This is a genomic window from Cupriavidus sp. 05N40 (genome assembly GCF_056397305.1).
On the sequence record NZ_JBFTND010000122.1, the window covers coordinates 1 to 26303 of the forward strand.

General features: G+C 65.2%; 24 protein-coding genes and 1 pseudogene. 13 read left to right on the plus strand and 12 right to left on the minus strand.

What is annotated here, in order from left to right:
* The 4 genes from clpX to mnmC all read right to left on the minus strand — a co-directional run.
* Positions 1-1088: ATP-dependent Clp protease ATP-binding subunit ClpX (gene clpX, locus AC1DO7_RS25490; protein WP_477116699.1), on the minus strand; the 1088-nt coding region annotated here is incomplete at its 3' end.
* A 240-nt stretch (positions 1089-1328) separates the two neighbouring features.
* A complete protein-coding gene (gene clpP, locus AC1DO7_RS25495; RefSeq protein ID WP_441615818.1) occupies positions 1329-1979 on the minus strand; it encodes an ATP-dependent Clp endopeptidase proteolytic subunit ClpP in 651 nt (216 codons plus the stop codon).
* Between the two features lie 82 nt (positions 1980-2061).
* A complete protein-coding gene (gene tig / locus AC1DO7_RS25500; protein ID WP_477116700.1) occupies positions 2062-3420 on the minus strand; it encodes a trigger factor in 1359 nt (452 codons plus the stop codon).
* A gap of 228 nt (positions 3421-3648) precedes the next feature.
* Positions 3649-5685, minus strand: coding sequence for a bifunctional tRNA (5-methylaminomethyl-2-thiouridine)(34)-methyltransferase MnmC2/FAD-dependent 5-carboxymethylaminomethyl-2-thiouridine(34) oxidoreductase MnmC1 (gene mnmC, locus AC1DO7_RS25505; RefSeq protein ID WP_477116701.1), 2037 nt, complete (start codon positions 5683-5685; stop codon positions 3649-3651).
* A gap of 154 nt (positions 5686-5839) precedes the next feature.
* On the opposite strand from mnmC, the gene AC1DO7_RS25510 reads away from it, so the two are divergent.
* From AC1DO7_RS25510 to dinB, 3 genes are all read left to right on the plus strand, one after another.
* Positions 5840-6697: a 23S rRNA (adenine(2030)-N(6))-methyltransferase RlmJ gene (locus AC1DO7_RS25510; protein WP_441615824.1), complete on the plus strand. Its 858-nt coding sequence runs from the start codon at positions 5840-5842 to the stop codon at positions 6695-6697.
* Between the two features lie 375 nt (positions 6698-7072).
* The gene (locus AC1DO7_RS25515; RefSeq protein WP_441615826.1) at positions 7073-7564 is read left to right on the plus strand and encodes a hypothetical protein; all 492 of its coding nucleotides are present in this window, start codon (positions 7073-7075) and stop codon (positions 7562-7564) included.
* Positions 7565-7854: 290 nt separating this feature from the next.
* Positions 7855-9018, plus strand: a complete 1164-nt coding sequence (gene dinB, locus AC1DO7_RS25520; RefSeq protein ID WP_441615828.1) for a DNA polymerase IV — start codon at positions 7855-7857, stop codon at positions 9016-9018.
* A 33-nt stretch (positions 9019-9051) separates the two neighbouring features.
* On the opposite strand, the gene AC1DO7_RS25525 is transcribed toward dinB, so the two are convergent.
* Entirely contained in the window at positions 9052-9324 is a 273-nt protein-coding gene (locus tag AC1DO7_RS25525) for a hypothetical protein (protein WP_441615829.1), read from the minus strand.
* A gap of 399 nt (positions 9325-9723) precedes the next feature.
* Here AC1DO7_RS25525 and AC1DO7_RS25530 point away from each other — a divergent pair, with 399 nt between their 5' ends.
* The gene (locus AC1DO7_RS25530; RefSeq protein WP_441615831.1) at positions 9724-10893 is read left to right on the plus strand and encodes a hypothetical protein; all 1170 of its coding nucleotides are present in this window, start codon (positions 9724-9726) and stop codon (positions 10891-10893) included.
* Between the two features lie 100 nt (positions 10894-10993).
* Here the strand turns inward: AC1DO7_RS25530 and AC1DO7_RS25535 are convergent, their stop codons facing one another.
* A complete protein-coding gene (locus AC1DO7_RS25535) occupies positions 10994-11830 on the minus strand; it encodes a hypothetical protein (protein WP_441615833.1) in 837 nt (278 codons plus the stop codon).
* A 343-nt stretch (positions 11831-12173) separates the two neighbouring features.
* Here AC1DO7_RS25535 and AC1DO7_RS25540 point away from each other — a divergent pair, with 343 nt between their 5' ends.
* Positions 12174-12617 (plus strand): cupin domain-containing protein, encoded by a 444-nt coding sequence (locus AC1DO7_RS25540; RefSeq protein ID WP_441615835.1) that lies wholly within the window; start codon positions 12174-12176, stop codon positions 12615-12617.
* Between the two features lie 97 nt (positions 12618-12714).
* Here the strand turns inward: AC1DO7_RS25540 and AC1DO7_RS25545 are convergent, their stop codons facing one another.
* The 4 genes from AC1DO7_RS25545 to AC1DO7_RS25560 all read right to left on the minus strand — a co-directional run bounded on the left by AC1DO7_RS25545 (position 12715) and on the right by AC1DO7_RS25560 (position 16802).
* Entirely contained in the window at positions 12715-13572 is an 858-nt protein-coding gene (locus AC1DO7_RS25545; protein ID WP_477116702.1) for a hypothetical protein, read from the minus strand.
* A gap of 549 nt (positions 13573-14121) precedes the next feature.
* Positions 14122-14463: a hypothetical protein gene (locus tag AC1DO7_RS25550; RefSeq protein ID WP_441615838.1), complete on the minus strand. Its 342-nt coding sequence runs from the start codon at positions 14461-14463 to the stop codon at positions 14122-14124.
* A gap of 121 nt (positions 14464-14584) precedes the next feature.
* Positions 14585-14716 carry a hypothetical protein gene (locus AC1DO7_RS25555; protein WP_441615840.1) on the minus strand — a complete coding sequence of 44 codons (132 nt, stop codon included), beginning with the start codon at positions 14714-14716 and terminating at the stop codon, positions 14585-14587.
* 118 nt (positions 14717-14834) lie between these two features.
* The gene (locus tag AC1DO7_RS25560; protein WP_441615842.1) at positions 14835-16802 is read right to left on the minus strand and encodes an APC family permease; all 1968 of its coding nucleotides are present in this window, start codon (positions 16800-16802) and stop codon (positions 14835-14837) included.
* 277 nt (positions 16803-17079) lie between these two features.
* Here AC1DO7_RS25560 and AC1DO7_RS25565 point away from each other — a divergent pair, with 277 nt between their 5' ends.
* Positions 17080-17601 carry a universal stress protein gene (locus tag AC1DO7_RS25565; protein ID WP_441615844.1) on the plus strand — a complete coding sequence of 174 codons (522 nt, stop codon included), beginning with the start codon at positions 17080-17082 and terminating at the stop codon, positions 17599-17601.
* 216 nt (positions 17602-17817) lie between these two features.
* Here AC1DO7_RS25565 and AC1DO7_RS25570 read toward each other — a convergent pair whose 3' ends face one another.
* A complete protein-coding gene (locus AC1DO7_RS25570; protein ID WP_441615846.1) occupies positions 17818-18003 on the minus strand; it encodes a hypothetical protein in 186 nt (61 codons plus the stop codon).
* 36 nt (positions 18004-18039) lie between these two features.
* Between AC1DO7_RS25570 and AC1DO7_RS25575 the strand changes: the two genes are divergently transcribed.
* Together AC1DO7_RS25575 and AC1DO7_RS25580 are read left to right on the plus strand one after the other, a co-directional pair.
* The gene (locus AC1DO7_RS25575) at positions 18040-18291 is read left to right on the plus strand and encodes a hypothetical protein (protein WP_441615848.1); all 252 of its coding nucleotides are present in this window, start codon (positions 18040-18042) and stop codon (positions 18289-18291) included.
* A 237-nt stretch (positions 18292-18528) separates the two neighbouring features.
* Positions 18529-19002, plus strand: coding sequence for a VOC family protein (locus AC1DO7_RS25580; RefSeq protein WP_441615849.1), 474 nt, complete (start codon positions 18529-18531; stop codon positions 19000-19002).
* Positions 19003-19101: 99 nt separating this feature from the next.
* On the opposite strand, the gene AC1DO7_RS25585 is transcribed toward AC1DO7_RS25580, so the two are convergent.
* On the minus strand, positions 19102-20619 hold the full coding sequence (locus AC1DO7_RS25585; RefSeq protein ID WP_441615851.1) for a CoA-acylating methylmalonate-semialdehyde dehydrogenase: 1518 nt from the start codon (positions 20617-20619) through the stop codon (positions 19102-19104).
* Positions 20620-20883: 264 nt separating this feature from the next.
* Between AC1DO7_RS25585 and AC1DO7_RS25590 the strand changes: the two genes are divergently transcribed.
* The 5 genes and pseudogenes from AC1DO7_RS25590 to AC1DO7_RS25610 form a co-directional block, all read left to right on the plus strand.
* Entirely contained in the window at positions 20884-21057 is a 174-nt protein-coding gene (locus tag AC1DO7_RS25590; RefSeq protein WP_441615853.1) for a hypothetical protein, read from the plus strand.
* A 313-nt stretch (positions 21058-21370) separates the two neighbouring features.
* A pseudogene (locus AC1DO7_RS25595) lies at positions 21371-22065 on the plus strand (dihydrodipicolinate synthase family protein).
* A 37-nt stretch (positions 22066-22102) separates the two neighbouring features.
* Positions 22103-23272, plus strand: coding sequence for an iron-containing alcohol dehydrogenase (locus tag AC1DO7_RS25600; protein ID WP_441615857.1), 1170 nt, complete (start codon positions 22103-22105; stop codon positions 23270-23272).
* Positions 23269-25611: a 4-hydroxythreonine-4-phosphate dehydrogenase PdxA gene (pdxA, locus tag AC1DO7_RS25605; protein WP_441615859.1), complete on the plus strand. Its 2343-nt coding sequence runs from the start codon at positions 23269-23271 to the stop codon at positions 25609-25611. The genes AC1DO7_RS25600 and pdxA overlap by 4 nt, the downstream gene beginning before the upstream one ends.
* A gap of 96 nt (positions 25612-25707) precedes the next feature.
* On the plus strand, positions 25708-26303 hold a 596-nt coding region (locus AC1DO7_RS25610), incomplete at its 3' end, for a sodium:solute symporter family transporter (protein WP_477116703.1).

Consider the following 26303-nt stretch of genomic DNA (forward strand, 5'->3'; position numbering starts at 1 on the left):
GCCTTGCGGGCGATCGCCGACAGCGCCGCCGGGCGGATTTCCAGCTCGACGCCTTCCATCGCCAGCAGCTTCTGGTATTGCTTGATCAGCGCATTCTTGGGCTCGACCAGGATCTGCATCAGCGCGGCCTCGTCCAGCTTGGCCAGCGTGGCGACCACCGGCAGGCGGCCGATCAGTTCCGGGATCAGGCCGAACTTGATCAGGTCTTCCGGCTCGGTCTGCGGCAGCACTTCGCTGGCGTCGCGTTCTTCCTTGCTCTGCACCTGCGCGGCAAAACCGATGCCGGTCTTGTCCGAGCGCTGCATGATGACCTTTTCCAGGCCATCGAATGCACCGCCGCAGATGAACAGGATATTGGTGGTATCCACCTGCAGGAAGTCCTGGTTCGGATGCTTGCGGCCACCCTGCGGCGGCACCGAGGCCATGGTGCCCTCGATCAGCTTGAGCAGCGCCTGCTGCACGCCCTCGCCCGACACATCGCGCGTGATGGACGGGTTGTCCGACTTGCGCGAGATCTTGTCGATCTCATCGATGTAGACGATGCCGCGCTGCGCCTTCTCCACCTCGTAGTTGCAGTTCTGCAGCAACTTCTGGATGATGTTTTCCACGTCCTCGCCGACATAGCCGGCCTCGGTCAGCGTGGTGGCGTCGGCGATCACGAACGGCACGTTGAGCAGGCGCGCCAGCGTCTGCGCCAGCAGCGTCTTGCCGGAGCCGGTCGGCCCGATCAGCAGGATATTGCTCTTGGACAGTTCGACGTCGTCTTTCTTGCCGAGATGCTTCAGGCGCTTGTAGTGGTTGTAGACCGCTACCGCCAGGATTTTCTTGGCTTGCTCCTGCCCGATCACGTATTGATCCAGGCTTTCGCGGATCTCGTGCGGCGTGGGGAGATCAGACTTGGCCGCGCCACCTGCATCCTTGTCGGATGCGGCTGCCTCGTCGCGGATGATCTCGTTGCACAGGTCGATGCATTCGTCGCAAATGAACACCGACGGGCCAGCGATGAGCTTCTTTACCTCGTGCTGGCTCTTGCCGCAGAACGAGCAGTAAAGGAGCTTCTCGCTCGATGAACCTTTTTTATCCGCCATAGGAATCAGTCACATTAGCAGTGTGCGTGCCGCAGGGCCAAGAGCGCTGCGGGGATACGCTTCAAACGCATCATACGCCAAAACAATTGGCGCGGCGGTGGAACCCCTACGCTGTGGGGCAAAAGCAAAAACGAGGCGCCAGGCCTCGTTTCTGCATAGCCTTCGTCATTCCGCCGGCCCCGGGTTCCCGAAGGTCCCGGTCCGGCACCGCCCGGCCGCCAGCGCGCCCGGGACGGCTTATCAGCTACGGCGGGCGATGACCTTGTCGATCAGGCCATAGTCCACCGCCTGGTCGCCGCTCATGAAGTTGTCGCGATCGGTATCGCGGGCAATCTTCTCGACAGACTGGCCAGTGACTTCCGACAGGATGCCGTTGAGCCGCTCGCGCAGGTACAGGATCTCGCGCGCCTGGATCTCGATATCCGAGGCCTGGCCGCGCGCGCCGCCCAGCGGCTGGTGGATCATGATGCGCGAGTTGGGCAGCGCCGAACGCTTGCCCTTGGCGCCCGCTGCGAGCAGGAAGGCGCCCATGCTGGCGGCCATGCCCATGCACAGCGTCGACACGTCGGGCTTCACGAACTGCATCGTGTCGTAGATGGCCAGGCCAGCCGACACCGAGCCRCCCGGCGARTTGATGTAGAGCGAGACGTCCTTGTCGGGGTTTTCGCTCTCCAGGAACAGCAGCTGTGCCACTACCAGGTTAGCGGTCTGGTCGTTGACTTCGCCCACCATGAAAATCACGCGCTCCTTCAGCAGGCGCGAGTAAATGTCATAGGCGCGCTCGCCCCGACCGGACTGCTCGACCACCATCGGCACCAGCCCGAGTCCCTGCGTTTCCAGGGCGGAGGCCTGCGTGGTGGCCAGACGGTCAAGCAAATCATTGCGGGTCATGCAAGTTCTCCTGGAGTTCGGTGAGAGACAAGGCCGCGGCCGGTGCGCACGCTGGAAGCGGCGCGCCGGCCATGGGCCAGGCTCAGGCCTGCTGGGGCTGGTTGCCTTCGGCAGTCAGTTCCTCGAAGGACACCGTCTTGTCGGTGACCTTGGCCTTGTCGCACACGAAATTTACCACGTTGTTTTCCAGCACGTAGGCCTCCATCTCGGCCAGGCGCTGCTGGTCGCCGTAGTACCAGCGCATGACTTCCTTCGGGTCTTCGTAGCTCTTCGCGAAGTCCTCGATCTCGGCCTTGATCTGGTCAGCCTTGGCGTCCAGGCCGTGGGCCTTGACGATCTCGGCCAGGATCAGGCCCAGCTTGACGCGGCGCTCGGCCTGCTGGGTGAACATCTCGGCCGGAATCGGCATGTCCTTGGCGTTCGGCATGCCGCGTTGTTCCAGGTCGCGGCGGGCCATTTCGACCAGGCGCTCCTGGTCTTGCTCGACCAGTGCCTTGGGCACGTCCAGCTCGCTGGCCTTGAGCAGCGCGTCCATCACCTGGTCCTTGAGCATGGCGTGGGTGCGGCGCTTGACTTCRCGCTCSAGGTTTTCGCGGATGTCGGCRCGCATCTTCTCGACGCTGCCGTCRGCGATGCCGAGCGWCTTSGCGAASYCGTCRTYSACTTCCGGCAGGTGCGCCCACTCSAYCTTCTTCAGCGTGAYSGTGAACTCGGCGGTCTTGCCGGCCACTTCCTTGCCGTGGTAGTCCTCGGGGAAAGCCAGCGGGAAGGTCTTGCTTTCGCCGACCTTCAGGCCCAGCGCAGCAGCCTCGAACTCGGGCAGCATGCGGCCTTCGCCCAGCACGAAGGCGAAGTCGTCCGCCTTGCCGCCGGGGAATTCGACGCCGTCGATCTTGCCGATGAAGTCCAGCGTGACGCGGTCGCCGTTCTGGGCCGCCACTTCGCCGCCGCCGTCGCCGTGCTCGCCGGCTTCGCCGCGGGTGTGGTAGTGCACGCGCTGCTTGCGCAGGATGTCGATGGTCTTGTCGACTTCGGCATCGGTGATTTCGGTCTTGGTGCGGGTCACTTCGGCGTCCGACAGGTCACCGAGCTTGACTTCCGGGTACACCTCGAAGGTGGCGTCGAAGGCCACCTGGTCTTCGGCGATGCCGTCGGTCTTGACTTCGAACTTGGGCTGGCCAGCGACCTTGACGTCCTGTTCCTTGGTGAGGTCGAAGAACTTGCGGGCAGCCTTGTCGTAGCGCACTTCGAACTCGACTTGCTGGCCGTATTGCTTTTCGACCATCTTCATCGGCACCTTGCCGGGACGGAAACCGGACATCTTCACCGTCTTCGACAGGCGAACCAGACGTTCCAGCTTTTCCTTTTCGACTTCGGCCTTGGGAATGGCCAGGGTCACCTTGCGGTCCAGTTTGCCAAGGTTTTCAATGACATTCGACATGGTCGTTGATCCAATCCAGAGATGTTGTTGTGTTCGTAAGCGCACTCCGCTCGCGTGCCCGGCATCACTTGGGCAATGCGCAGCGGCGAGCGCCGGTGCCAGTGCGAAGCTCTGCATGAAAACCGCCGGCACGCGCTGAGAACCGCGCCCCGGGAGCTTCCGGGCATAGGCCCCGCGCAAACGGAAAACGGGGATTATCGCACGGTTTTCGTTCGGTTCCGGCAGTTTTTACCCGGTAACGGGCTCGGAACCGCGCGTGCAGCCCGCGCCGGCGTCCGCCGCCAGCCCTTGCCGCAAGGCGCGAACCAGCAGCCGCGCCGGATCGACGGCCTCGGCCAGCTCGAGTTCGAGCGGCAATGGCTCCCCCTCGATCTGGCTGGCCAGCAATTCCGCCCCCAGTGCGGCCCATGTGAGGCCACGCGAGCCATATGCAAGGGCCGCATAGAGACCGGGCAGGCGCGGCACGTCGCGCAGGCGCGCGCCGCGCAAGGCGGATGCGTCGCGCGCAGCCCGGGCCTCGTCGGCAATGCGCCCGATCAGCGGCAGGCGATTGTGCGAAACGCTGCGCACGCCGACATAGCCCGCAAGCGCAGCCGGATCGAGCGCGGCCGCGGCCCCGGCCAGCCCGGGCAGCAGGACACCGAGCTTGGCCAGGTTCTCGGCATGCACTTCGGTGCGCTCGCGCAGATCGCCGGCATCCTCGCCGGCAGGTTCATAACTCGATCCGAAGCGCGCGCTCCCGTCCCCGGCGCGTGGCAGCAGGTAGCCGGTCCCGGTCACCACGCAGTCGGGCCAGGTGCCGAGCTGCGCCACCTGCGCCGGCGCGAGCGTGGTCAGCTGGCCGCGCACCCGGTCGATCGTCATATGGCGCAGCGGCAGCAGGCGCAGCGCCTCGTGGGCGTTGGCGAGCACCACCACCGGCGCCCGCGCCAATACCGCGCCGGCCTCGTCGAGGGCCTGCCAGCCATCGCCCTCGCGCGCCAGCCGCGCCACGCGGCAGCCGAAGCGCGGCGCCACCGCCGCGCCGGCTCGCGCCAGCTGCGCGCCGCAGATATCGGGCGGCGCCGCCCAGCCGCCCTGCTCGAACCATAGCCCGCCCAGGGGCACCCCCGCGCCATGCCGGCGCGCGGCCTCCCCGGCGGGCATCCAGCGCGCGAACGCCTCGGGAAACCCGAGCGCGGCGAGGGCCGCCTGCTGGATACGCGCATCCTCCGCGTCCGCGCCGGTCTGCAGCACACCGCAGCCGTGCCAGCGCGGTGCGTGCCCTGCCGCGGCCAGCGCCGCCCAGTTGCGCAGCGACTCCAGATTGCCGGCCCGCGACAGCCGCGACAGGATGCTGTCGTCCGAGGAAAGATGCGGATGCATGGCTGCCGCGCGGTGAGCCGAGGTCTGCCGCGCCGGGCCGTCATGCGTGTCGAACAGGGTCACCTGCCAGCCGCGCGCGGCCAGGCGCTCGGTCACCGCGCAGCCAGCCAGCCCGGCACCGATCACGATCGCAYGGCGTTCGGGCCAGGCAGCCGGCGCGGGCGGCGGATGCCGGCGCTGGCCGCGTTCGGCGGGGAAGCGCGCCACCGTCATATGCCATTTGCTGCCGTAGCCCGTGGCACGCTTGGCCACGAAGCCGGCCGCCTGCAGTCCGCGCCGGAAAAAGCCGGCCGCGGCGTAGGTCGCCAGCGTGGCCTCCGGCCGTGCAAGGCGCGCCAGCCGCTTCATCAGCTGCGGCTGCCACATCTCCGGATTGCGGTCGGGCGCGAAGCCGTCCAGGTAGAACGCATCGACGCCCGCCACCAGCCGCGGCAGCATGCTGTCGACATCGCCGAAGGCAAGGGTCAGCACCACCGCGCCCTGCTCGAACTCCATCCGGTGCAGGCCCGGAAGCGCGAGCGGCCAGGCCTGGCGCAACTGCGCAGCCAGCGGACCCAGTTCGTCGGCGCCGGGCATCTTCTCGTGCACGGCAGCCAGGCCTTCGCGCGTAAACGGATGCTTCTCGATCGAAACGAAATGCAGCCGCCCGCAGCGCTGTGGATCGGCACGCCAGGCCTGCCACGTGGCCAGGAAATTCAGGCCCAGGCCGAAGCCCGTCTCCAGGATCACGAACTGATCGCGGCCATCCCAGGCCTGCGGCAGATGGTTTCCGGCGAGGAATACGTGGCGGGCCTGTGCGAGCCCGCCCTCGTCGCTGTGATAGACATCGCCATAGCGCGCCGAATAAGGCGGGCCGGTATCGGAAAAGACGGGCTCGGCGGGATCTAAGGCGCGGGACATGAAACGAAGGGACGTCGGCAATGGGAAGGAGAAGCGAGGATCCCGGGAGTACCGCCAGGGCAGGCAGGCGGCACCGGACGCGGGCGATGGTAGCATAGCGCCCTGCGCCGCCGGCCGGCAGCCGCACGCCACATTCCCGCCTTCCCCCCTTCTCATGTTCAGCTACCGTCACGCCTTCCACGCCGGCAACCACGCCGATGTCCTCAAACATGCCATCGTGGTCCAGTTGCTGGAGCAGATGACCCAGAAGGACAAGCCGTTCTGGTACATCGACACGCATGCCGGCGCCGGCCTGTATGCGCTGGACCATGCCTACGCGCAGAAAAAGGGCGAGTTTGAAACGGGCATCGCCCGCCTGTGGCAGGCCGCCGCCGCCAAGCGGCCCATGCCCACGCTACTCGAGGACTACCTGGAACAGGTGCGCACCCTCAATCCCGACGGCAACCTGCGGCACTACCCCGGCTCGCCCTGGCTTGCCTGGCAGATGCTGCGCGAGGCCGACCGCCTGCGCCTGTTCGAGATGCACAGCACGGAGATCCAGGTGCTGCGCGACAACTTCCGGGGCGCCGGCCGCCGCGTCATGCTGTACGACGGCGACGGCTTCACCGGCATCAATGCCATCCTGCCCCCTGCGCCGCGCCGCGCCGTGGTGCTGATCGACCCCTCCTACGAAGACAAGCAGGACTACGCCCGCGTGGTGCGGACCGTACAGGATGGCCTGCAGCGCTTTGCCACCGGCATCTATGCGGTCTGGTACCCCGAAGTGCAACGCCGCGAATCGGTGCAGTTGCCGGTGCAGCTGAAAAAACTGCCGCTCAAGAGCTGGCTGCATGTCTCCCTCACCGTGAAGCAGCCGGTCGCGGGCGGCCTGGGCCTGCACGGCAGCGGCATGTTTATCGTCAACCCGCCGTGGCGCCTCAAGGAAAACCTGGAAGCAGCCATGCCCACCCTGGTCACGCTGCTGGGCCAGGACGCCGGCGCCCGCTTCACGCTCGAAGCCCAGGAAAGCTGAGCCACCGTCCCGCCATTGCCTCCTGCGCCCGTGTGACCCCAACGGCATGGCGGCGGAGCCTGACCCCCTCCCCGCCCGCACTGTGCCGGTGTCAGCACCATGACAAGGGCAGCCGCGCCAAGGCCCGTAGACATTACGCGACATAGGCGCCGGGAAGACCAGATCTAAGCATCTTCTACTTGGCCCGGACGGGGTAAAACCGTACGATCTTTCCCCAAAACCTCGACGCAAGGCTGCCGGCTCAGATGCACCCAAGCGCACGAGGTTGCATCGGCATGGCAGGCCGCCAGGTCAGCGCGGCCACCATGCGCACGGACAGGACCGGAAACCACAGGACCGGCCGCCGGAAATCGATACAAGGGTCAAAGGGGTCATATGAAGACATTGAGCGGAGCCCGCGATGGCTGGGCAACGGACGCCGACACGTCCGACCGGGGTATCTGGAAGAACACCATCGCCGCCGCCAGCCATGCACTGGAAACCGTCGCGCTGATCGAGCACGGTGTCGGCATGACACTGAAATTGCAGCGCAAGGTACGGGACCTGCGCGAACGCCTGCGCACCACCCAGGCCGAACTCGATCGCTATCGCGACCTGCACGCCCATGCGCTCGAAGCGCTGCGCAATGTCGAGCGCCCCGCGCCGGAAGACACCAGCAAGCTCCGCGCCGACGGCGAGGCCCTGCGCATGCGACACCGCGCCTACAAGCTCCTGATCGAACACTACGCGCGCGCCGGGTCGCCCATCGACCTGGCGGTCTTCGCCGCGCAGCGCCGCCAGGTGCTGCAGCACATGCTGTTCCAGCAACGCCGGGGCGTGCCGGCAGCGCAGATCAGCGTCGACGATATCGGATTCCTGCTGCGGTAAGCGCCGCTCCGGCGCAGCCTCGGACCGCTGTCAGCGGGCGGTGGCGAGCCGCGCGCCGGCTGCCGCTGGCCGCTTGTGACAACCGACCGCCGGCCCGGCCGATGTCCGCGCGGGTGGCGCGCACCGTCTTGAGAATCGTCGCATTGCGCTTGCAGGCAAAATGAAAGCGCGTTCGCCGGCGGCATCGATGCCCGGCGCAGAGTTCGATATACTGTATATGCATACAGTTATCGCGACACCCCGCCCCGGCATGGCCGGATGGAGGCGTCGCCAATCCCTGCCAGCCGACAATGCCTTCCGCAACTCGCCGCATCGCCCACCTGGACATGGACGCGTTCTACGCTTCCGTCGAACTCCTGCGGTACCCGGAGCTGCGCGGCATGCCCGTGGTGATCGGCGGCGGACGCAACGCCGTGCCCGAAATCCTGCCGGACGGCAGCCGGCGCTTCGCCCGCCTGCGCGACTACGCCGGCCGCGGCGTCGTCACCACCTCCACCTATGAAGCACGCGCGCTCGGCGTCTTCTCGGCCATGGGCATGATGAAAGCCGCCCAACTCGCGCCCGACGCCATCCTGCTGCCCACCGACTTCGACTCCTACCGGCACTACTCCCGCCTCTTCAAGGCCGCCGTCCACACCTTCACCGACCAGATCGAAGACCGCGGCATCGACGAAATCTACATTGATCTCAGCGAAGTCGCCGGTGAACCGGCCGATCTCGGCGCGCGCATCAAGCAAGCCGTACGTGAAGCCACCCAGTTAAGCTGCTCGATCTGCATCGCCCCCAACAAGCTCCTGGCCAAGATCGGCTCCGAACTGGACAAGCCTGACGGCCTCACCCTGCTCGGCGCCGACGACATCCCCCGTCGCATCTGGCCGCTGCCCGTGCGCAAGGTCAACGGCATTGGCCCCAAGGCGACCGAAAAGCTCGCCGCGCTCGGCATCGCCACCGTCGGCGACCTCGCCAGCGCCGACCTTGGGCTGCTGCAAAGCCACTTCGGCCGCAGCTACTCAGCCTGGCTGGCGGAAATCGCCCAGGGCCAGGACGACCGTCCCGTCGTGGTCAGCTCCGAACCGAAGTCCATGAGCCGCGAAACCACCTTCGAACGCGACCTCCACCCCCGCCAGGACCGCCAGGCCCTCTCCGAAATCTTTACCGCCCTGTGCCAGCGCCTGGCCGAGGACCTCCGCCGCAAGGGGTACGTCGGCCGCACGATCGGGGTAAAGCTGCGCTACGACGACTTCCAGACCGTGACCCGCGACCTGAGCATGCCCGCGCCGACGGCCGACGCCGTATTGCTGCGGCGGGCGGCGACGGAATGCGTGAAGCGTGTCGCGCTGGACCGGAGGATCCGGCTGCTGGGCGTGCGCGTCAGCACCTTGACGATGGCCGGCGGGGAAGATCTTGCCGTGCTCCCGGTGCAGGGCGAGTTGCCGTTCGGGGATGGCGAATAGGCTGGGGACGATGGCGGCGGTGCGTACCCGTACCTAGTCGTAGGTTTCCCAGAAAAAGCCCCGGGCGAGGTCCCGCTCGAACTCGGCAGTCCAGGACGTGCCGCTTGCCGCGGGATAGGACTGGCGAGCGCCGGTCAGGTTGGCCTGGACCGCCACCTTGCGGGGAATGGGACCCACCGCATCCCGGGGAGGGGCCTCCTCATCAAGGACGACCGTGAATTCTTCGCGGGTCCGGCCATGCTTCCTGCAAGCGGCCTCGAAGTCTGCGCGCTCGTCCGCCGGCAATGCTTCGAAGAGCTTTCCCATGACATCCCCCACGACTCGCGCGATGCCAAGTATGCGCCCATTGCGTGCGAGTTCGCGCCGATGCCTGCCCGGGGTGCCCGCGCCCCGGGCCACATGGCCGCGCTTCAGGCGCGCTGGTGTGCCGGACAACTGCCGTTCCTGCCGCCAGGCGATGCGGGGATCCCGGGCGGATTGGCTGGACAGCCGGGACGGCCTGCCGGCCCGGGTCGCCGATGAGCGATTTCCTCCGACTGTCCGACCGGCAAGTACTCGGCAAGTACTCGGCAAGTACTCGGAAAATGGAGAAGTTTCCATTTCATCTTGGGATGTTTCCGCACCATCGAATCACTGCCGCGATGGATTCTGACTTGCCGGCCTCCATGGCTGGCACATACCAATCGGCTGTTTCGCAGAGACTCCATGCTGGAAATAAAATCGTCGGAAACTTCATCAGCGACACCCTTTTCCTTCATCGCCACGGGGCACTGGCTGCGCAAACACTGGATGTGGCTGCTTATCTTTGTGCCCGTCGTCTCAGGCATCTCGTTCTCCATCCTGTTCGCCGCCAGCGAAAATTACAGGAGCGAAGGCTTCCTCAGGGCAAGTCGAAAACTGACGGAGTACAACACCCAGCGCTCCGCATTCGCGGACAAAGGCGCGCTACGCCGCTTTCTCGGCCACGAACAACTGGGAGGTGACGCCAACGGGCAATATCTGGCAAATGCCTTGCAGGAGAGTTTTCTCCGCAAGCACGTGACACCCGTGCTGCCTTATTCAAAAGCGGAACTGGGATATCTCAACAACAGCAAGACGCCCATCGACATGGATATCCTTGGCTTCGCCATCTCCTTTGCCGCGCCATCGCCTGCGCAAGCGACAGCAAGGGTAAGAATCCTGGGAGACTTCCTCAAGGACACCATGCTGCGCCAGGAACTGACGGAGATCGTGCACACGAAGGCCGCCGAGTTCAAGGCCAAGAAGCAGAGAATCGACAACCAGCTCATTTCGAAACGGCTCGAACTCCGCCAGGAAACCGCGCGGATGAAGTCCCTGAAGATCATAGCCGGCAGGTACCCCGGCGCATCGAAGCTCGAATCCAGGCAACTGCTGTCATCCGATGCCGGAAGCTCGAAATATCTGTCGCCGGTGGCGCAGCTTGTCGGAACCGAATCCCTTATCGTCGATCTTCGCACGGCGATCGATTCGCTTGAGCGGGAAGCCGCCCAGAATACGCTGCGCGAAGCATTCTTCGCTCGCGCGGAGGCATCGAGGGACCCTGCCAACTCGGGCAAGGCCATGCTCGCCGTCTACCTTGCGCTGCAGAAAAACATGTTCGACGGCGCCGATCTGAAAGACGACGACATCCGGGAAGTCTTCAACGACATCGGCCTGATCGCAGAGGAACTCCGAACGAAGCACCTCGTCAATACGCACTTCGCCTCGGGGCCAACCGTGCCCGAGCGTCGCGCCGGGCACGGGACGCTGGCGATAGCGGCATTTTCCCTGCTGAGCGGATGCGTCATGACGGGGATGGCGCTTGTCGGTCTTGATTTCGTCAGGCGAACGAATGCCGACGGTATGAACCGATGATGGCGCGGGGTTGGATTCATTGATTGACCGACCGCCAGTTCGTCAGGCAGGAAGAGGCCAGAGACGGCCCGTCGCGAGCAAGCCTCCCCAGCTCGCAGGCCTATTCCTCGAATAGCATGAGGACCATGAACAATGCGTTCACCACCAGCAGGCCGCTCAGGATGAGCGTGGTCACAGGCATGCTGCGGATCCGTCGGTAAATGTCCGGCACGCCCGGGAACCGCTGGCCCAGCCTGCGCGTGAACAAGCAGGCCGAACCCACGCCGAGGATCCCTAGCCATGCCAACCCGCCAAGCGATCCCACGCGGTAGGCAGTCCGCTCTTGCGCGAGAGGCGCCTTGATCCACCTTGGCTCAGCCTCTGAAGGTGCACCGGACATGGGGGCCAGCACGGGCGGTTGCGCACTGGTCTGCGTGTAGATCCGTTGTGGAGGCGCGCTCGGTTCCCGCGTCGATGTCATCGACCACTTCGCCTCACCGCGTCTCGGCCTGCCTCGCGCCGCCTTATCCTCCGGCGTGTCACCCGCAGACGCGGCAAGCGGCTTTTTCGGCTGGACGGTATCTCGTGCTGCCTTCTTCTGGGCAGCATGCTGTTGCCAGCCGGCGAAAAGCTCGTCAAGGCATTTCACCGAACCACATGCATCCCGGGTCTTGCGCCAGGCAGTGATGTCTGCCTTGCGGATAAGACCCGCACGCAACATCCGAAGCTGGCTGGCGTAAATGCGCTCATACCCGATATTGAGCAACGCGTAGTCGCAGATCAGGTTCTCGGCATGCGGACGCTTGTTCGCCCGCTTCAGGCAGTTCTGGCCGCCCGCCATCGCATCCTCGCAATGGACGGAAGCCGCGCGCAGCGACGTCTTGCAGGCGATATCCGACGCCTGCGCACTGAAGGCGAAGAAAAGCCCCAAGGCAATGAGGGCGGCCAGATGGCTCATGAGCCTTTTCATCGTCTTCTCATGGAATTAGAGAATTCGGCGCCGGGATCCTATGCGGATCAGCCCTGTATTCTGCTACCGCGCCTCGCGAATRCGGAGTGCGATACCACACATATCCCGGTGCGCGCTCGGACAAAATGCAGTCCTGAACGGCCACGAGCGTGATCGCGACCATGCTGACGAGGATCCCCGATGACTGCGGAGTTCCGCGGCAGGCCGCCGCCGGCGATGGCCACCTCTGCCGACCTCTGCCGACCTCTGCCGACCTCTGCCGCTAGACTCTCCTGATTCCACCCACTACGCTGAGTTCACGACTGAAGCCGATTCCAGGGAGCCAGAATCCATGACGCCACGACCATTTGCGGTGACCCCGGACACGTACGCGCGCCCGCTCGATGTGGTGGGAGAAAAAATAACGGTGCTCGCCTCGAATACCGCGACGCAAGGTTATGAAGTCTTCCTGCAGCAGGGCGACGAGGGCGCCGGACCACCGCCGCACAGCCATGCCTGGGACGAATCGTTCTATATCCTGAAGGGCAAGATCGAGATTCGCTATGGTGACAACACCATCACCGCCACGCCCGGCACATTCGTTCACGTGCCGGCGGGCACGATACACAGTTTCCGCTTTGGTCCGGGCGGCGCCGAGATGATCTCGATGACCAGCCATACCGGCAATGCCGCTCAACTCTTTGCGGCGATCGACAAGGATATCCCCGCGGGAGCCCCGGACATTCCCGCGCTGATCGCGATTGCCGGGAAATGCGGAGTGACTGTCGCCGGTTGATGCTCCCGGGGGCGCCACCCTGCTTTCTTGGCATGGCGGCGTTTCCGTTCAGGGCCAGGCCGGGTCAACCCAGGTAAGCGCAGCACTGGCGCACCGGTCACCTGGCGAGGATAAAGATCAGAACGAGTCCGTTCGCAACCAGCAAGCCACTCAGGATAAGGAGCGGCACCGGTATCCTGCGTCTCGGCCGGTAGATGCTTCTGCGTCCGCGCCCGTAGATGCCTGGCGCCCCCGGAAACCGATGGCGCAACCTGCGGTCCCACAGGTAAGCCAGGCCGCCGCAAAAGATCCCCAACCATGCCAGCACGCCAAGCGATCCCCAGCCGCCGGCAGTCCGCTCTTGCCTGGGAGCGACGCTGACTCGATGAGGCTGCGCCACTGGCGGAGCGACAGCGATGGGCGCAAGCACTGCCGGCTGCGAGACCGTCGTGGCAATCACCTGTGGCGGCGCAGTTCGATCCTGCGTCGGCGTCACGACCCAACTCACATTGCCAAGTCTCGGCCTGCTGCGAGCGGACTTGACTGCCGGCGTGCGACGCAACGATGCGGCCAGCGGTTTGCCCGGCTGGGCGACGGCTTGCTCCGGCTGCGTCCTGGCCACGTCCTGCTGCCAATTGGCGAAGGCATCGTCAAGGCACTCCACCGACGTACAARCATCCCGGTTCCTGCGCCACGCAAGAACACCTTCATGCTGGATGGCGCCCGCCAGCAGCATCCGATCCTGGTCTGCGTAGATGCGCTCATACTCGATATTGAGAATCGCGTAGTCACAGATCAGACTCTCGCCTCGCGGGCGCAGATCTTCCTGGCTCACGCACCGTTGGCCGGCTGCCAGCGGATCCTCCTCGCAGCGGATGAAGTCCGAGCGCAGCATGGTCTTGCAGGCGATTTCCGACGCCTGCACCCCGGCGGCGGAAAAAAGACCCAATGCAATGACGGCGGCCAGATCGCTCACGAGCCTTTTCATCGAGTCTTCCCCAAGGAGGTAGAGAATCCGGCGCTGTGGTCCCGGCGCGGATGCGATTTGTATTTTGCGATGACCTTGCAGGCGCGAGGCGTGCGATACCCCACTTATTCCCGCACGGTTTCGGACAGAGTACCGGCTTGATCCGCCGCTGACCGGGCCTTCATGGATGGCTGACGCGTGTTCGAACCGGGATTATCGCGGGCGGCTGCATGGGCAAATGAAGACCCACCGCGCCCGGGGCTGGACGCCGCTCGAATCGGAGCACCGGCGGGCTTTTTGCTGTTCGTCCTCCGAGTCCTACACTGAGTGTGTGGTCATCCCAAAAGGAGGCGCCATGACAGTAGCTATCGTATTCACCGTTGCAATTGTGCTCTTGTATGTACTCGCGGTGAGGGCCGAATTCTTCCACAAATCCCCTCTCTATCCCGAGCACGCGCACCCTCTCCACTACTGGTGGAATCGATTGATTCACCACAAGCGCTAGACGGCGCCACCCGCCCATCCGGCGGGTTTTTTATCGCCGTACGCGTCGCCCGGCTATGCGGCATCGAGCCGCAGCCAGGCAGGAAAGCGGCCGTCGAACTCCAGCGCCGAAATATCGCCCAGGTGCGAGCAGGCATCGGCTGGCAGAGCGATGCTGAGTTCCTTGTGCCAGACCACGAAGCCGGTGAGCCGGACTACACGCATGCGCTCTTCCCTGGGAACCGGGTATTGAGCGACATGCGTGGGCAAGGGCACCAGCGAAACGCGCCTGCGCACCTCATAGGTGAGCCATCCCGAGGACTCGCGCCGCACCAGCGCCAGGCCTGCCACCTGGTGGTGCAAGTAGAACGCCCGGAGGGCAGAGACGACCAGAATCAGCACCAAAATCTGCAGCATGGGTAGCCTCCCTTCCAGTGCAGCTACAACCATGGCCAGAACCGCTGGCCTCACAGCAAATGTGACAGATCGCACACCTTCCGTGCATCCGGTCTTCTACCGACAACCGCCACGCCTGGGTTCAGTGCCTGCCCAGCAACTGGACACAAAGATAGGCCGCGGCGGGGAGCAGCAAGCAAGCCGCCAGACGCAGGTAGTAGCCCTTGCCGTGGCGCGAATGGACGGAGTGGAAATCGTGGATCAACGGCTTCATGATGGYGCCCCCTTTGCGAATGCAGCGAAGAACCGATCCCCTGTCTGGATTGTAGGTCTCGGTACGCCGTTATGAAGCAAGGGATATGCCGAGTCTCTCAGGTCAGAAATCGGCTACGTCACTGCACGTTCATTGGCAGCAACACCATCTGCTTGCCCTGCAGGTGCAAGCGCTCTTGTATTTCGGCCGGGGTCTGGTTGTGGAGCCACGCTGTCAGGAAGTTGACGTGACGGAAAATCAGCTTGCTGGCAAAACAGACGCTATTGGGATACTCGGTCATCACACTGTCGACCAGCCGCATGAACTCGGCGACGGGATTGGTGCCGAATGCGGCCCGGGAGTCGGCCGCGGCCCCGTGCCGCTGGCACGTAGCCACGTAGTAGCGCAATGCCTCCCCGACGGTCGTCTGAAGGTGGCGCAGCGTTTCCTGCCCCTCGTAGCTCTGGGCATCGACTTCGCCCACGGCGACGAAAATGAAGTTCTTGAAGTGCCCGGGAAACAGTCGTTCCACCCAGAGCAGTGCGTGCATGCTGACGCCGCGATGTTTCCCGACCAGAACGACGGCTGTCGGCTGGGCCGGGTCGACCGGACGGATACGCGCGGGATCGACATGCGGAGGGGCGCCCGCGAACGTCTCGTCGACGCGTGCCAGCTCGGTCCGGGTAGCCGAGTAATGGCGCTTCACCAGCGCGCAGAGCGTGATGACAATACCGGTAACCAGGATGGTGAGCCAGCCACCTGAGGTGAACTTCTCGACCACGGTGATCACGAGTATCGTTGACGTCACGGACAGGCCCAGGAACGACAACCCAAAGCGGACGATCCAGCGCGCTTCGACCCGGTGCCGCCACCAGTAGATGCAAAGGCCGAGCAAGGAAAGGCTGAACGTCAGGAATACGTTGATGCTATAGAGCACCACCAGCAGCGCCACCTTGCCTTGCGTCCAAAGCAGGATCAGTGCGCTCGCCACACCCATCACGATAATCCCGTTCTGTCGTACCAGGCGGGCGGAGAGGTCCCTGAAATGTCGTGGCACCCAGTGATCCGCCGCCATGTTCGACAACACAGCCGGTCCATCAAGAAAGCCCGTCTGCGCGCCGACCAGGAGCAGGCCTGCCTCGAACGCCAGCACYGCCACCAGCAGGGCACCACTGGCAAGTGGCGAGCCTAGCCGGAGGCTGTCGATGATGTGGTTGAAAACCACCGCATTCAAGGTCTGGCCTTCCACGGGCGCGGCGTGCCAAAGCATGTAGAGGAGAATGATCCCGCCTGCCGTAAAGGCCAGGGAAGTTGCCATATAGAACATGGTCCACTTGCCATTCAGCACGCGCGGCTCGGCGAGCATGTTGACGTTGTTGGAGACGGCCTCCAATCCCGTGTACGTACCGCCGCCAAGGGAGAACGCACGCATCAGCAGCGCCATGACGACGACCGGTCCCATCGCGTGCGACATCGTCGATGCCTCRCCCGTTGCGGCCGGAACCACGCTGGCGAGATTGTCGGCATGCGCAACGATGCCATAGGTGATGAGCCCCAGATGCAGGACTACAAAGCCCATGAAGATTGGCAGCATCACCAGGATGGATTCCTTCATGCCGCGGAAATTGAGTGTCGTCATCATGACGACGATGGCAACTTCGGTTGCCAGCTTGTAGTGCTGCGCCGCCAGCGGGAGCAGACTGAAAAAGGCGTCGACGCCGCTCGCCAGCGAAGTGGCCACGGTCAACACGTAGTCCACCAGCAAGGCCGCGCCGGATACCAGGCCCGGGCGCGGCCCCAGCAGCGCGGTGGCGACACGATAGCCGCCACCGCCGGTGGGAAACAGCTCGATGACCTGGTTGTAGCCGACAGCAATGATGAACACCGTGCTGGCAGTCGCCATGGCCAGGAACAGCGCCAGCGGCGTATGGCTTCCAAGCGCCAGGAAGGCTTCCTCCGGGCCGTAACAGGACGACGACAGCCCGTCGGCGCCAAGTCCGACCCAAGCCAGCACAGGGGCGACCGCGATCGCATGGCGCGTCGCCGGCGCGAGCGGATCGAGTGGCTTCCCGGCCAGGTATCCCAACCACCTTGATCGCCCCGCCATAGTCATCCCCCTGCAGGCCACCCCCGTGTAGGGTGGCCTGCACCAGGTTCGTCGATAGTGCCCCCCCGGAAGCGGCACATCCGACCATGTGACTAATGTAGGCGCAGGCGAGAGGGGGAATCATCGCCACGAGAATTTTTATGCCTTTTTTATACGGCGCCGGCGGCTTTTTGATGCCCGCTGTATGTGGCACCGCATAGTCTTGAAGCGTGGGAACCTGAGCCGCGCGTCTCCGCGCGCATCGCCGCCTCAGCCACCATCCAGGGAAGCCATCAAGATGATCAGGATACTTGTGCCGGTAGATGATTCGGAGTGTGCTCTGGCGGCTGTCCGGCATGCAGCCTTTCTTTTCCGGGAGGGAAGCGCGTCGGAGGTCGTACTGCTGAACGTACAGCCCGCCCTTGAACGCAGCCGGGCCGGCGCATTCCATTCACTTGCCGAATTGCGGGAGCTTGAATCCAGGCTGGGAGAGTCCGCACTCTCAAGGGCGATGGAGATTCTCGATGATTCCGATGTGCGATACGTGGCCTTGATCGGGTTGGGCCGCACGGCGAGCACGATTGCCATTGCCGCAGATGCCAACCGTTGTGACGGCATTGTGCTCGGCGTTACGATCTGGTCGCAGTTCAAGGCCTGCTTCGGAGGCGGCATGCCCGCAAAGATCATGCGGCGATCAAGCGTGCCGGTGACCGCCGTCAAGGCCTCCAAGGCGCAGCCCGCAGGGAGCATGCCCGCACAGCCACAACCGCAGCGGACGCACCCTCACCCGCGGCTTGTGGTCTATTCGTCTGCATTCTGAGTGGCCGTTCTGGCTGTTGGCTGAGAGCGTTCATACATGCTCACCGCAGCTTTCCAGGATTTCATCGCGCTCACATGGGCGGGAAAAAGCGAAGAGCGTATCAGGCCAGTGGTGTGTCGTGCGCTCAGCAGTGACAACACCAGGTGCATGACCGTTCCACGCGCACGCGGCACGCTGGCGGCATGGACACCAYCGGACTCATCCGCCGCCCAACCGTCAGCCGTTGCCCCTCTCGGCCCAGTCACCGCCAAACGTGCTCTCGGTCGTGGGCCGCGTCTCATCTGATCGCACCTTGCGAAGGCAGAAGTACCCCAAGGCCAGGAATACCCCGACAGCCAATACAGTGGCCACGCCAGCGACGCACGATGCCGCATCGCAACCCGCCTCTTCGTTTTCGGCCATCCTGGTCTCCTTGGACGTTGTCATAGGCAACTGCAAATGGATCTTAGCACCACCGGAGAAGCGGCCATCTCAAGGAGTCCGCGAGCGGGAGAAATACAAGACAACGGCTTCCGAAATCGCCCGGAAAGCCTTGCTGCACAAGGGAAAACGCATGCCATTGGGGTGACGCAGAAAAGTGGCCAAGCAGGACTCTGGCGCAATGAAGCGGAAACGCAAACGCCGAAAATCAAGAGCTTGCGCCACGCATTGGCAATGATGCGGGTAGCTATCCCTCATGGCGTTTCCTGACGCTAACTCCGCCACCCACGGCGAACGCCATACGCTCCACCCGCCTGCCTCGCCATCGCGAGTCCGACAAGGTTGGCGGTGCGAACCATCAACCTACGTCCTATAAATGAAGTTCGATGACCACCGTCGATATGGCACCGTACTCGCCGTACTCGCCAAAATGGGCAGCCGACGTCGGCGTGCCGCGCCAGAGTGGTGCGCCGCTTTCTCACTGATTGGCAAAAGGAGTTAGCCAAGATGGCCAAGAACACGATCTGCCTGTGGTACGAACACGATGCCGAAGAGGCCGCGCGCTTCTACGCCAAGACCTTTCCGCAAAGCAGCCTCGGCGCTGTCCACCGTGCGCCGGCCGACTATCCCGACGGCAAGACGGGCGACGCCCTGACTGTCGAATTCACCGTCGTGGGCGTACCCTGTATCGGTCTCAATGGCGGCCCGCGGTTCAAGCACAGCGAGGCCTTTTCCTTCCAGATCGCGACTGACGATCAGGAAGAGACCGACCGGTACTGGAACGCGATCGTCGGCAATGGCGGGCAGGAAAGCCATTGCGGCTGGTGCAAGGACAAATGGGGCATTAGCTGGCAAATCACCCCGCGCGTGCTGACCGATGCACTCGCCAAGGGTGGCGACGCGGCCAAGCGTGCGTTCGAGGCGATGATGCCGATGAAAAAGATCGACGTCGCCGCCATCGAAGCGGCCGTGCGCGGCTGAGCAATACCGTTCCCATTCGGCTGTCCACTGTGGCCAGCCGAATAATCGCGCATCTCAGCCTCGTCCGGGCCGTGGACCAGCGCAATCGCCTGGGGCGGCTTACTTGGCCACGGGCATCGCGAATTCCGCACCTTTGGCGATGCTGTCTGGCCAGCGCTGCATGACGCTCTTGTAGTGCGTGTAGAAGCGGACGGCCTCCTCGCCGTAGGCGTGATGATCGCCGAACAGCGATCGCTTCCAGCCCCCGAACGAATGCCATGCCGGCGGCACCGGACTCGGCACGTTGATGCCCACCATGCCGATCTGAATCTGCCGGGAAAATGCGCGCGCCGCGCTGCCGTCGGATGTGAAAAGCGATACGCAGTTCCCCAGTTCGTGCGCGTTGACGAGTGCGATCGCACTCGCGAGATCAGGCACGCGGACAACCGACAGGACCGGCCCGAAAATCTCTTCCCGATAGATGCTCATATCAGGCTTCACGTCATCGAAGAGCGAGCCGCCGAGAAAGAAGCCCTCTTCGTGGCCGGCCACGGTATGGCCGCGACCATCGACCACGAGCTTGGCACCTGCCGCGACGCCCGCCTCGATATAGCCCAGCACCTTGGCGCGATGCGCGGCGCTGATGAGCGGCCCCATGTCCAGGTCGGGCTCCATGCCGCCGCCGATCTTGAGCGAGCGCACGCGCGGCGCAAGACGCTCGATCAGCTCGTCGCCAATATGCCCCACCGCCACCGCGACCGAGGTCGCCATGCAGCGCTCGCCGGCCGAGCCATACGACGAGGCAATCAGCGCATCGACCGCTTGATCGAGATTGGCATCGGGCATGACGACCAGATGGTTCTTCGCACTGCCCAGGGCCTGCACGCGCTTGCCGCGCTTCGCGCTTTCGGTGTAGATGTATTCAGCGACCGGCGTCGAGCCGACGACGGATATCGCGGCCACATCGGGGTGCTCGATCAGCGCATCGACGACGGCCTTGTCGCCATGCACGACATTGAAGACGCCTTTGGGAAAGCCCGCCTCGAGGAACAGCTCGGCAAGCCGGATCGATGCCGACGGTGTGCGCTCCGAGGGCTTGAGCACGAAGGTGTTGCCGCACGCGGCCGCCATCACAAACATCCAGCACGGCACCACCATCGGGAAATTGAACGGGGTGACGCCCGCAGCCACACCGAGCGGCTGACGCAGATTCCAGTTGTCGATGCCGCCGCTGATCTGATCGGTGAAATCGGTCTTGAGCAGGTTCGGAATGCCACACGCGAATTCGACGATCTCGATACCGCGCACCACCTCGCCCTTCGCGTCCGAAAACAGCTTGCCGTGGTCGCGCGTAATGAGCTCGGCGAGTTCGTCCTGATGCGCCTCGAGCAGTTCCTTGAACTTGAACATCAGACGAGCGCGCTTCAGCGGCGCGGTTTCGCTCCAGGCCGGGAACGCGGCTTTCGCAGCGGCGACGGCGGCATCGACTTCAGCTGTGCTTGCGACCGGCACGCGGGACGTCACGCGGCCTAGCGCCGGATCGAATACATTGCCGAACCGCCCGCTCGCACCAGCGGCGCGTTCACCGTCGATGAAATGACTCAGCTCGCGCACAGCGCCTTGATTTGCTTCGCTCATACCTTCTCCTATGGGGGGATGCAGGTGCCGCCCGCGCCATGCCTCCTCATGTCTTCGAACATTGGTTTTTCGGCTTCAACGCCGATCGGCCCGACGGCTCCAATAGACGCAAATATAGGCGCTTTGCTCTAATTTCGAACACCCGCATCGGACACAACAGTCTTGCGCGTCGGGAACGAATCGCAATTTAACGAAAGGCTCTCCGCCTGCGCTCAACGGTGATTTTCCGCACATCGCAATGACCAAAGACGCGAAGCCGGATCCATGTACGAACGCACCGTGCACATCGAGAGCGGCAGGCAAGCATGGCGGCCAGGACAAGGCGATATCCGAGCGTATGACGCGGGCAAGAAGGTCGTCGGTCGCCGCGTCGTCGGCTTCATCGCCATGGATGCCGACGGCAACGGCATGGCGCGCGACGCCCACCTGCGCTCCTGAGGGATTCGTGCCCGCCCTCGCGCCCGCATTCCTGCAAAGAGGCTTCTTGCCAACGCCGGCAGCAAGGCGGTAGGTCGCCTTGCCCATGCACCGCCCCGGGAGCGCCTCAAGCGGCACTCTATTGTGATCGATTCAATCAAAACTAGGGTAAACATCGACTGCATCAGTCAATCCAAACCCTATAATGACCCAATCGATCAGATGAATCCGTCTATTTTGACTGATTCAGTCAGACAAAATCCCCGTCATCCAGATCGTCGGCCTCCATATGGGGGCGCCGCCGGGACGAGCGACCAGCAAGAAGGAGCAAAGCATGGCAGTGCAGTTCAAGGGCATCATCCCCGCCCTCATTACCCCGATGACCGCCGACGAAGGCGTAGACGAAGACGGCCTGCGCACGCTGGTCGACCGCTTGATGCCGTCTCGGTCATCACGCCCTACTTCAACGGCGCCACCCAGGCCGAGCTGTTCACCCACTACAAGCAGATCGCCGAGTCCACGACGCTGCCGGTCATGCTCTACACGATCCCCGCGAAGGCCGGCATCACGCTGACCATCGACACCGTGCGCCGCCTGGCCGAGATCCCCAATATCCGCGGCATCAAGGACAGCGGCGGCGATTTCGACCGCCTGCTGCAACTGATCAACCTGCGCCGCGACGACTTCGCGGTGTTCACCGGCACCGACTCGATGATCCTGTGGACGCTGATCGCCGGTGGCGACGGCGCGGTGGCCGCCACCACCAATGCCGTGCCGCATGTGGTGATGTCGATCTGGAACGAGTTCCAGGCCGGCAACGTGCCCGCCGCGCGCGCCGCGCAGGAATCGCTGCGCGCACTGCGCGACGCCTTCGCGCTCGGCACCATGCCCGTGGTGCTGAAGACCGCCGCCGAAATGCTGGGCATGCCCGCCGGCCCGGCCCGCGCGCCCGCCAAACCGCTGGACCCCAAGACCCGCGAGCGGCTGGCCGAGGCGCTGTCCATCTACCGCGCCGCCGGGCAACAGTGACCGGCCGCCCCTCATCGACACCCCAAGCAAGCTGCCCATGACCAACACCTACCACTTCCAGACCGTCAAGCATATCGTCCACGGCGCCGGCAGCCTGGCCCTGCTGCCCGAGAAGCTGGCGCTGCTCGACCGTCCCGTGTCGCGCATCGCGCTGATCACCCAGCCCGTGATGGAAGAGAACGGCGTGATCGGCCGCGTGGTGGCCGCGCTGGCCGAGCGCGACGTGGAAGCGCGCATCGTGCGCGGCGTGGAGCCCGAGCCGACCATCGAGAACGTGGAGACCGTGTTCCGCGAGCAGATCGCGCCGTTTGCCCCGCAGGCGATCCTGTCGATCGGCGGCGGCAGCGTGCTCGACGCCGCCAAGCTGTTCGCGGTGCGGCTGACCAACGACCAGCCCCTGCGCGAATGGCTGGGCATCGACCTGATCAAGCAGCCCGGCGTGCCGATGATCCTGGTGCCCACCACGGCGGGCACCGGCTCCGAGGTGACGCCGAACGCCATCGTCACGCTGCCTGACGAGGAACTGAAGGTTGGCATTGTCAGCCGTCACCTGCTGCCGCAGCTGGTGATCCTGGATGCCGAGCTGACCTTCGGCCTGCCCCAGCCGATCACCGCCGCCACCGGCGTCGACGCGTTCGTCCACTCGCTCGAATCGTATATCTCGACCAAGGCCAATCCGGTCAGCGACATGTTCGCGATGGAATCGATGCGGCTGATCGGCGCCAACCTGGTCGAGGCGTACCGAAACGGCAGCTCGGTCAAGGCGCGCGAGGCCATGATGCTGGGCTCGATGTACGGCGGCCTCGCGCTGACCGCGGCCGGCACCGCCGCCGTCCACGCGCTGGCCTACCCGCTCGGCGGCATGTTCAATATCACGCACGGCGTGGCCAATGCCATGCTGCTGCCCCACGTGATGGCCTTCAACAAGGACGCCATCGTCGGCCGCCTTGCCACCGTGGCGCGCGCGCTCGACGTCTGCGGCCACGGCGACGATGACGAGTCCGCGGCGCAGAAGCTGATCGACCGCCTGGCCGAATGGACCGACGTGCTGCAGATCCCGCAGGACCTGCGCGCGTTCGGCGTGTCGGAAACGCACCTGGACGCGCTGGCCGAGGCCGCCGCCAAGGTCAAGCGGCTGCTCGGCAACAACCCGAAGCCGTTGAGCCTGGCGGATATCAAGGCGATCTACCAGCGCCTGCTGCCGTGAACACCGTCGTCCACCGCGGCCCCAGGCTGCTGATCCTCGCCGACGACCTGTCCGGCGCCGCCGACTGCGCCGTGGCCGGCGTGCGCGCAGGCCTGCGCAGCACCGTGATGCTGAGCGCGGACGCCGGCGCCCCCGGCACCGCCGATACCGCCGATGCCGCCGATGCCGCCGATGCCGGCTTGCTGGCGGTGGACACCGATTCCCGCCGCGCCAGCCCGGCCGATGCCGCCGCGCGGCAGGTTGCCGCCTGGCGCAGGCTGGCCGGGCCCGCCACGCGCCTGTACAAGAAGATCGATTCGACGCTGCGCGGCAACGTGGCAGCCGAAATTGCCGCCCTGGTGCCGCTTGCCGGGCTGGCCATCGTCGCGCCGGCCTTCCCTGCCGCCGGCCGCACGACACGCGACGGCCGCCAGTGGCTGCGCGGCGTGGCCGTGGAGGAAACCGAGGTCTGGCGCAACGAGTCCATCGCCGGACGCGCCGACCTGTGCCACATGCTATCGAGCCACGGCCTGGATACCGCCCTGCTGGCGCTGGCCGACGTGCGCGCCGGCGCCACCGCGCTGGCGGCCCGGCTTGCCGCGCTGCAGGCAGGCGGCACCCAGGCCGTGGTATGCGACTGCGAGACCGACGCCGACCTCGAACGTGTCGCCGACGCCTCGGCGCGGCTGGCGCACGCGTTCTGGGTCGGCTCGGCCGGCCTGGCGCCCGCGCTGCTGCACGCGCTCGGCCTGTGCGACGCCAATGCAACAACGACCGCCACGCCGTTGCCGGCCATTGCGCAAGCCAGCACGGGCGGCCCCGTGCTGACCGTGGTCGGCAGCATGTCCAGCGTGTCGCACCGCCAGGCCGAGCACCTGAAGGCCGCGGCGGGTCCCGCCCTGCTTGTCCTGGACCTGGACACTGCCACGCTGGGCACCGCGCAGCCAGTGCTCACGCGCACCGTCGCCGACGCCCTGCGCGACGGCCGCCACGTGCTGGTCACGCTGAGCCAGGCCACGCGCGGCGACAGCGCCGACGGGCTGCTGTTCTGCCAGCGCCTGGCCGCGCTGCTGGCCCCTGTCCTTCCCCACGCCGGCGGCCTGATCGCCACCGGCGGCGAAACGGCGCGCGCGCTGCTGGCAGCCGCCAGCGCCGGCGCGCTGCAACTGGTCGACGAGATCGAGACCGGCATGCCGCTGCTCCATGCCTCGCTTCCCGGCGGCATGCTGCCGGTCGTTACCAAGGCCGGCGGCTTCGGCACGCCCGGCTCCCTCCATGCCGCCTGGCAACGACTTGCCGGCGCCGCACCGCGCCATCTATCTAGAGGAATCCCTGCAATGTCCTATCGTCCTGTCATCGGCATCACCATGGGCGATGCCGCCGGTGTCGGTCCCGAGATCATCATGAAGGCGCTGACGCACCGCGACGTCTACGAACAATGCCGCCCGCTGGTGATCGGCGACACCGCGCGCCTGCGCGATGCCGGCAGCCGCGCCGGCGTCAAGCTGGAGGTGCGCTCCATCGCCCGGCCCGCCGAGGCCGAGTTCCGCTTCGGCGTGGTGGACTGCATCGACCTCGGCCTCATTCCCGCCGACCTGCCCTACGGCAAGCTGTCCCCGATCGCGGGCGACGCGGCCTACCAGTTCATTGCGCGCACCGTCGAGCTCGCGTCGGCCGGCGAGCTGGACGCGATCTGCACCGCGCCGCTGAACAAGGAAGCGCTGCACGCCGGCGGCCACATCTTCCCCGGCCACACCGAGATGCTGGCGCACCTGACCGGCATCGAAGAAGTCTCGATGATGCTGGTCGCACCCAACCTGCGCGTGATCCACGTGACCACGCACATCGGCCTGCTCGACGCCATCCGTCGCATCGAGCCTGGCCTGGTCCAGCGCACCATCGAGCGCGCGCACGCCACGCTGGTGCGCGCGGGCATCGCCAATCCGCGCATCGGCGTCTGCGGCATCAACCCGCATGCCGGCGAGAACGGACTGTTCGGCTACGGCGAGGAAGAGGAAAAGATCGTGCCCGCGGTCGAGCTGCTGCAGGCGCGCGGCTGGCAGGTGGAGGGACCCCTGCCCGCCGACACGCTGTTCTTCCGCGCCGGGCGCGGCGACTTCGACGTGGTGGTGGCCATGTACCACGACCAGGGCCACGGTCCGGTCAAGGTGATGGGGCTGGAAGCCGGCGTCAACGTCACGGTGGGCCTGCCGGTGATCCGCACCTCGGTCGACCACGGCACCGCCTTCGATATCGCGGGCAAGGGCATCGCCGACGAACGCAGCCTGCTCGAGGCCTTCCGGCAGGCGCGCGACCTCGCCGCCCACCGCGACGAACCGGCCGCGGCACGCGCCGCCTGACACCCACAAGGCAAAGCGCCACAGGCGCGGGCCGGACCGGGCGGATACACGCCGGGCTGGCCGCGGGCAATCACGCTCAAGCATCAGGAGACAAAGATGACTTCGTTCTCGTACTGGGACACCGTCACGATCATCGCCATGGTGGTGGTCTACATCATCGTGACCAGCATCGCCAGCATCCGGCTGCGCAGCCGCAATACCGAACAATTCATGGTCGCCGGCCGCTCGATGCCGGCGGTGGTGGTGGCGGTCCTGCTGATGTCCGAGTACATCGGCGCCAAATCGACGGTCGGTACGTCGCAGGAGGCCTTCAATGTGGGCATCGCTGCCTCGTGGTCGGTGATCTCGGCCGCGATCGGCTTCCTGCTCTTCGGGCTGTTCATGGCCAAGCGCCTGTATGCCTCGGGGGAGTTCACCATCTCCGGCTTCATCGCCAGGAAGTACGGCCCCACCACCAAGCTGGTGGTCTCGGCCATCATGATCTATGCGCTGCTCCTCGTGAACGTGGGCAACTACGTCAGCGGCGCCGCGGCGATCTCCACGGTGATGCACATCAACCTGACCACCGCGGCGGTCATCACGGCCATCATCAGCACGATCTACTTCGCCTGGGGCGGTCTCAAGAGCGTGGCCTGCCTGACCATCGTGCACAGCGCGGTCAAGCTGCTCGGCATCGGCATCCTGGTGGCGGT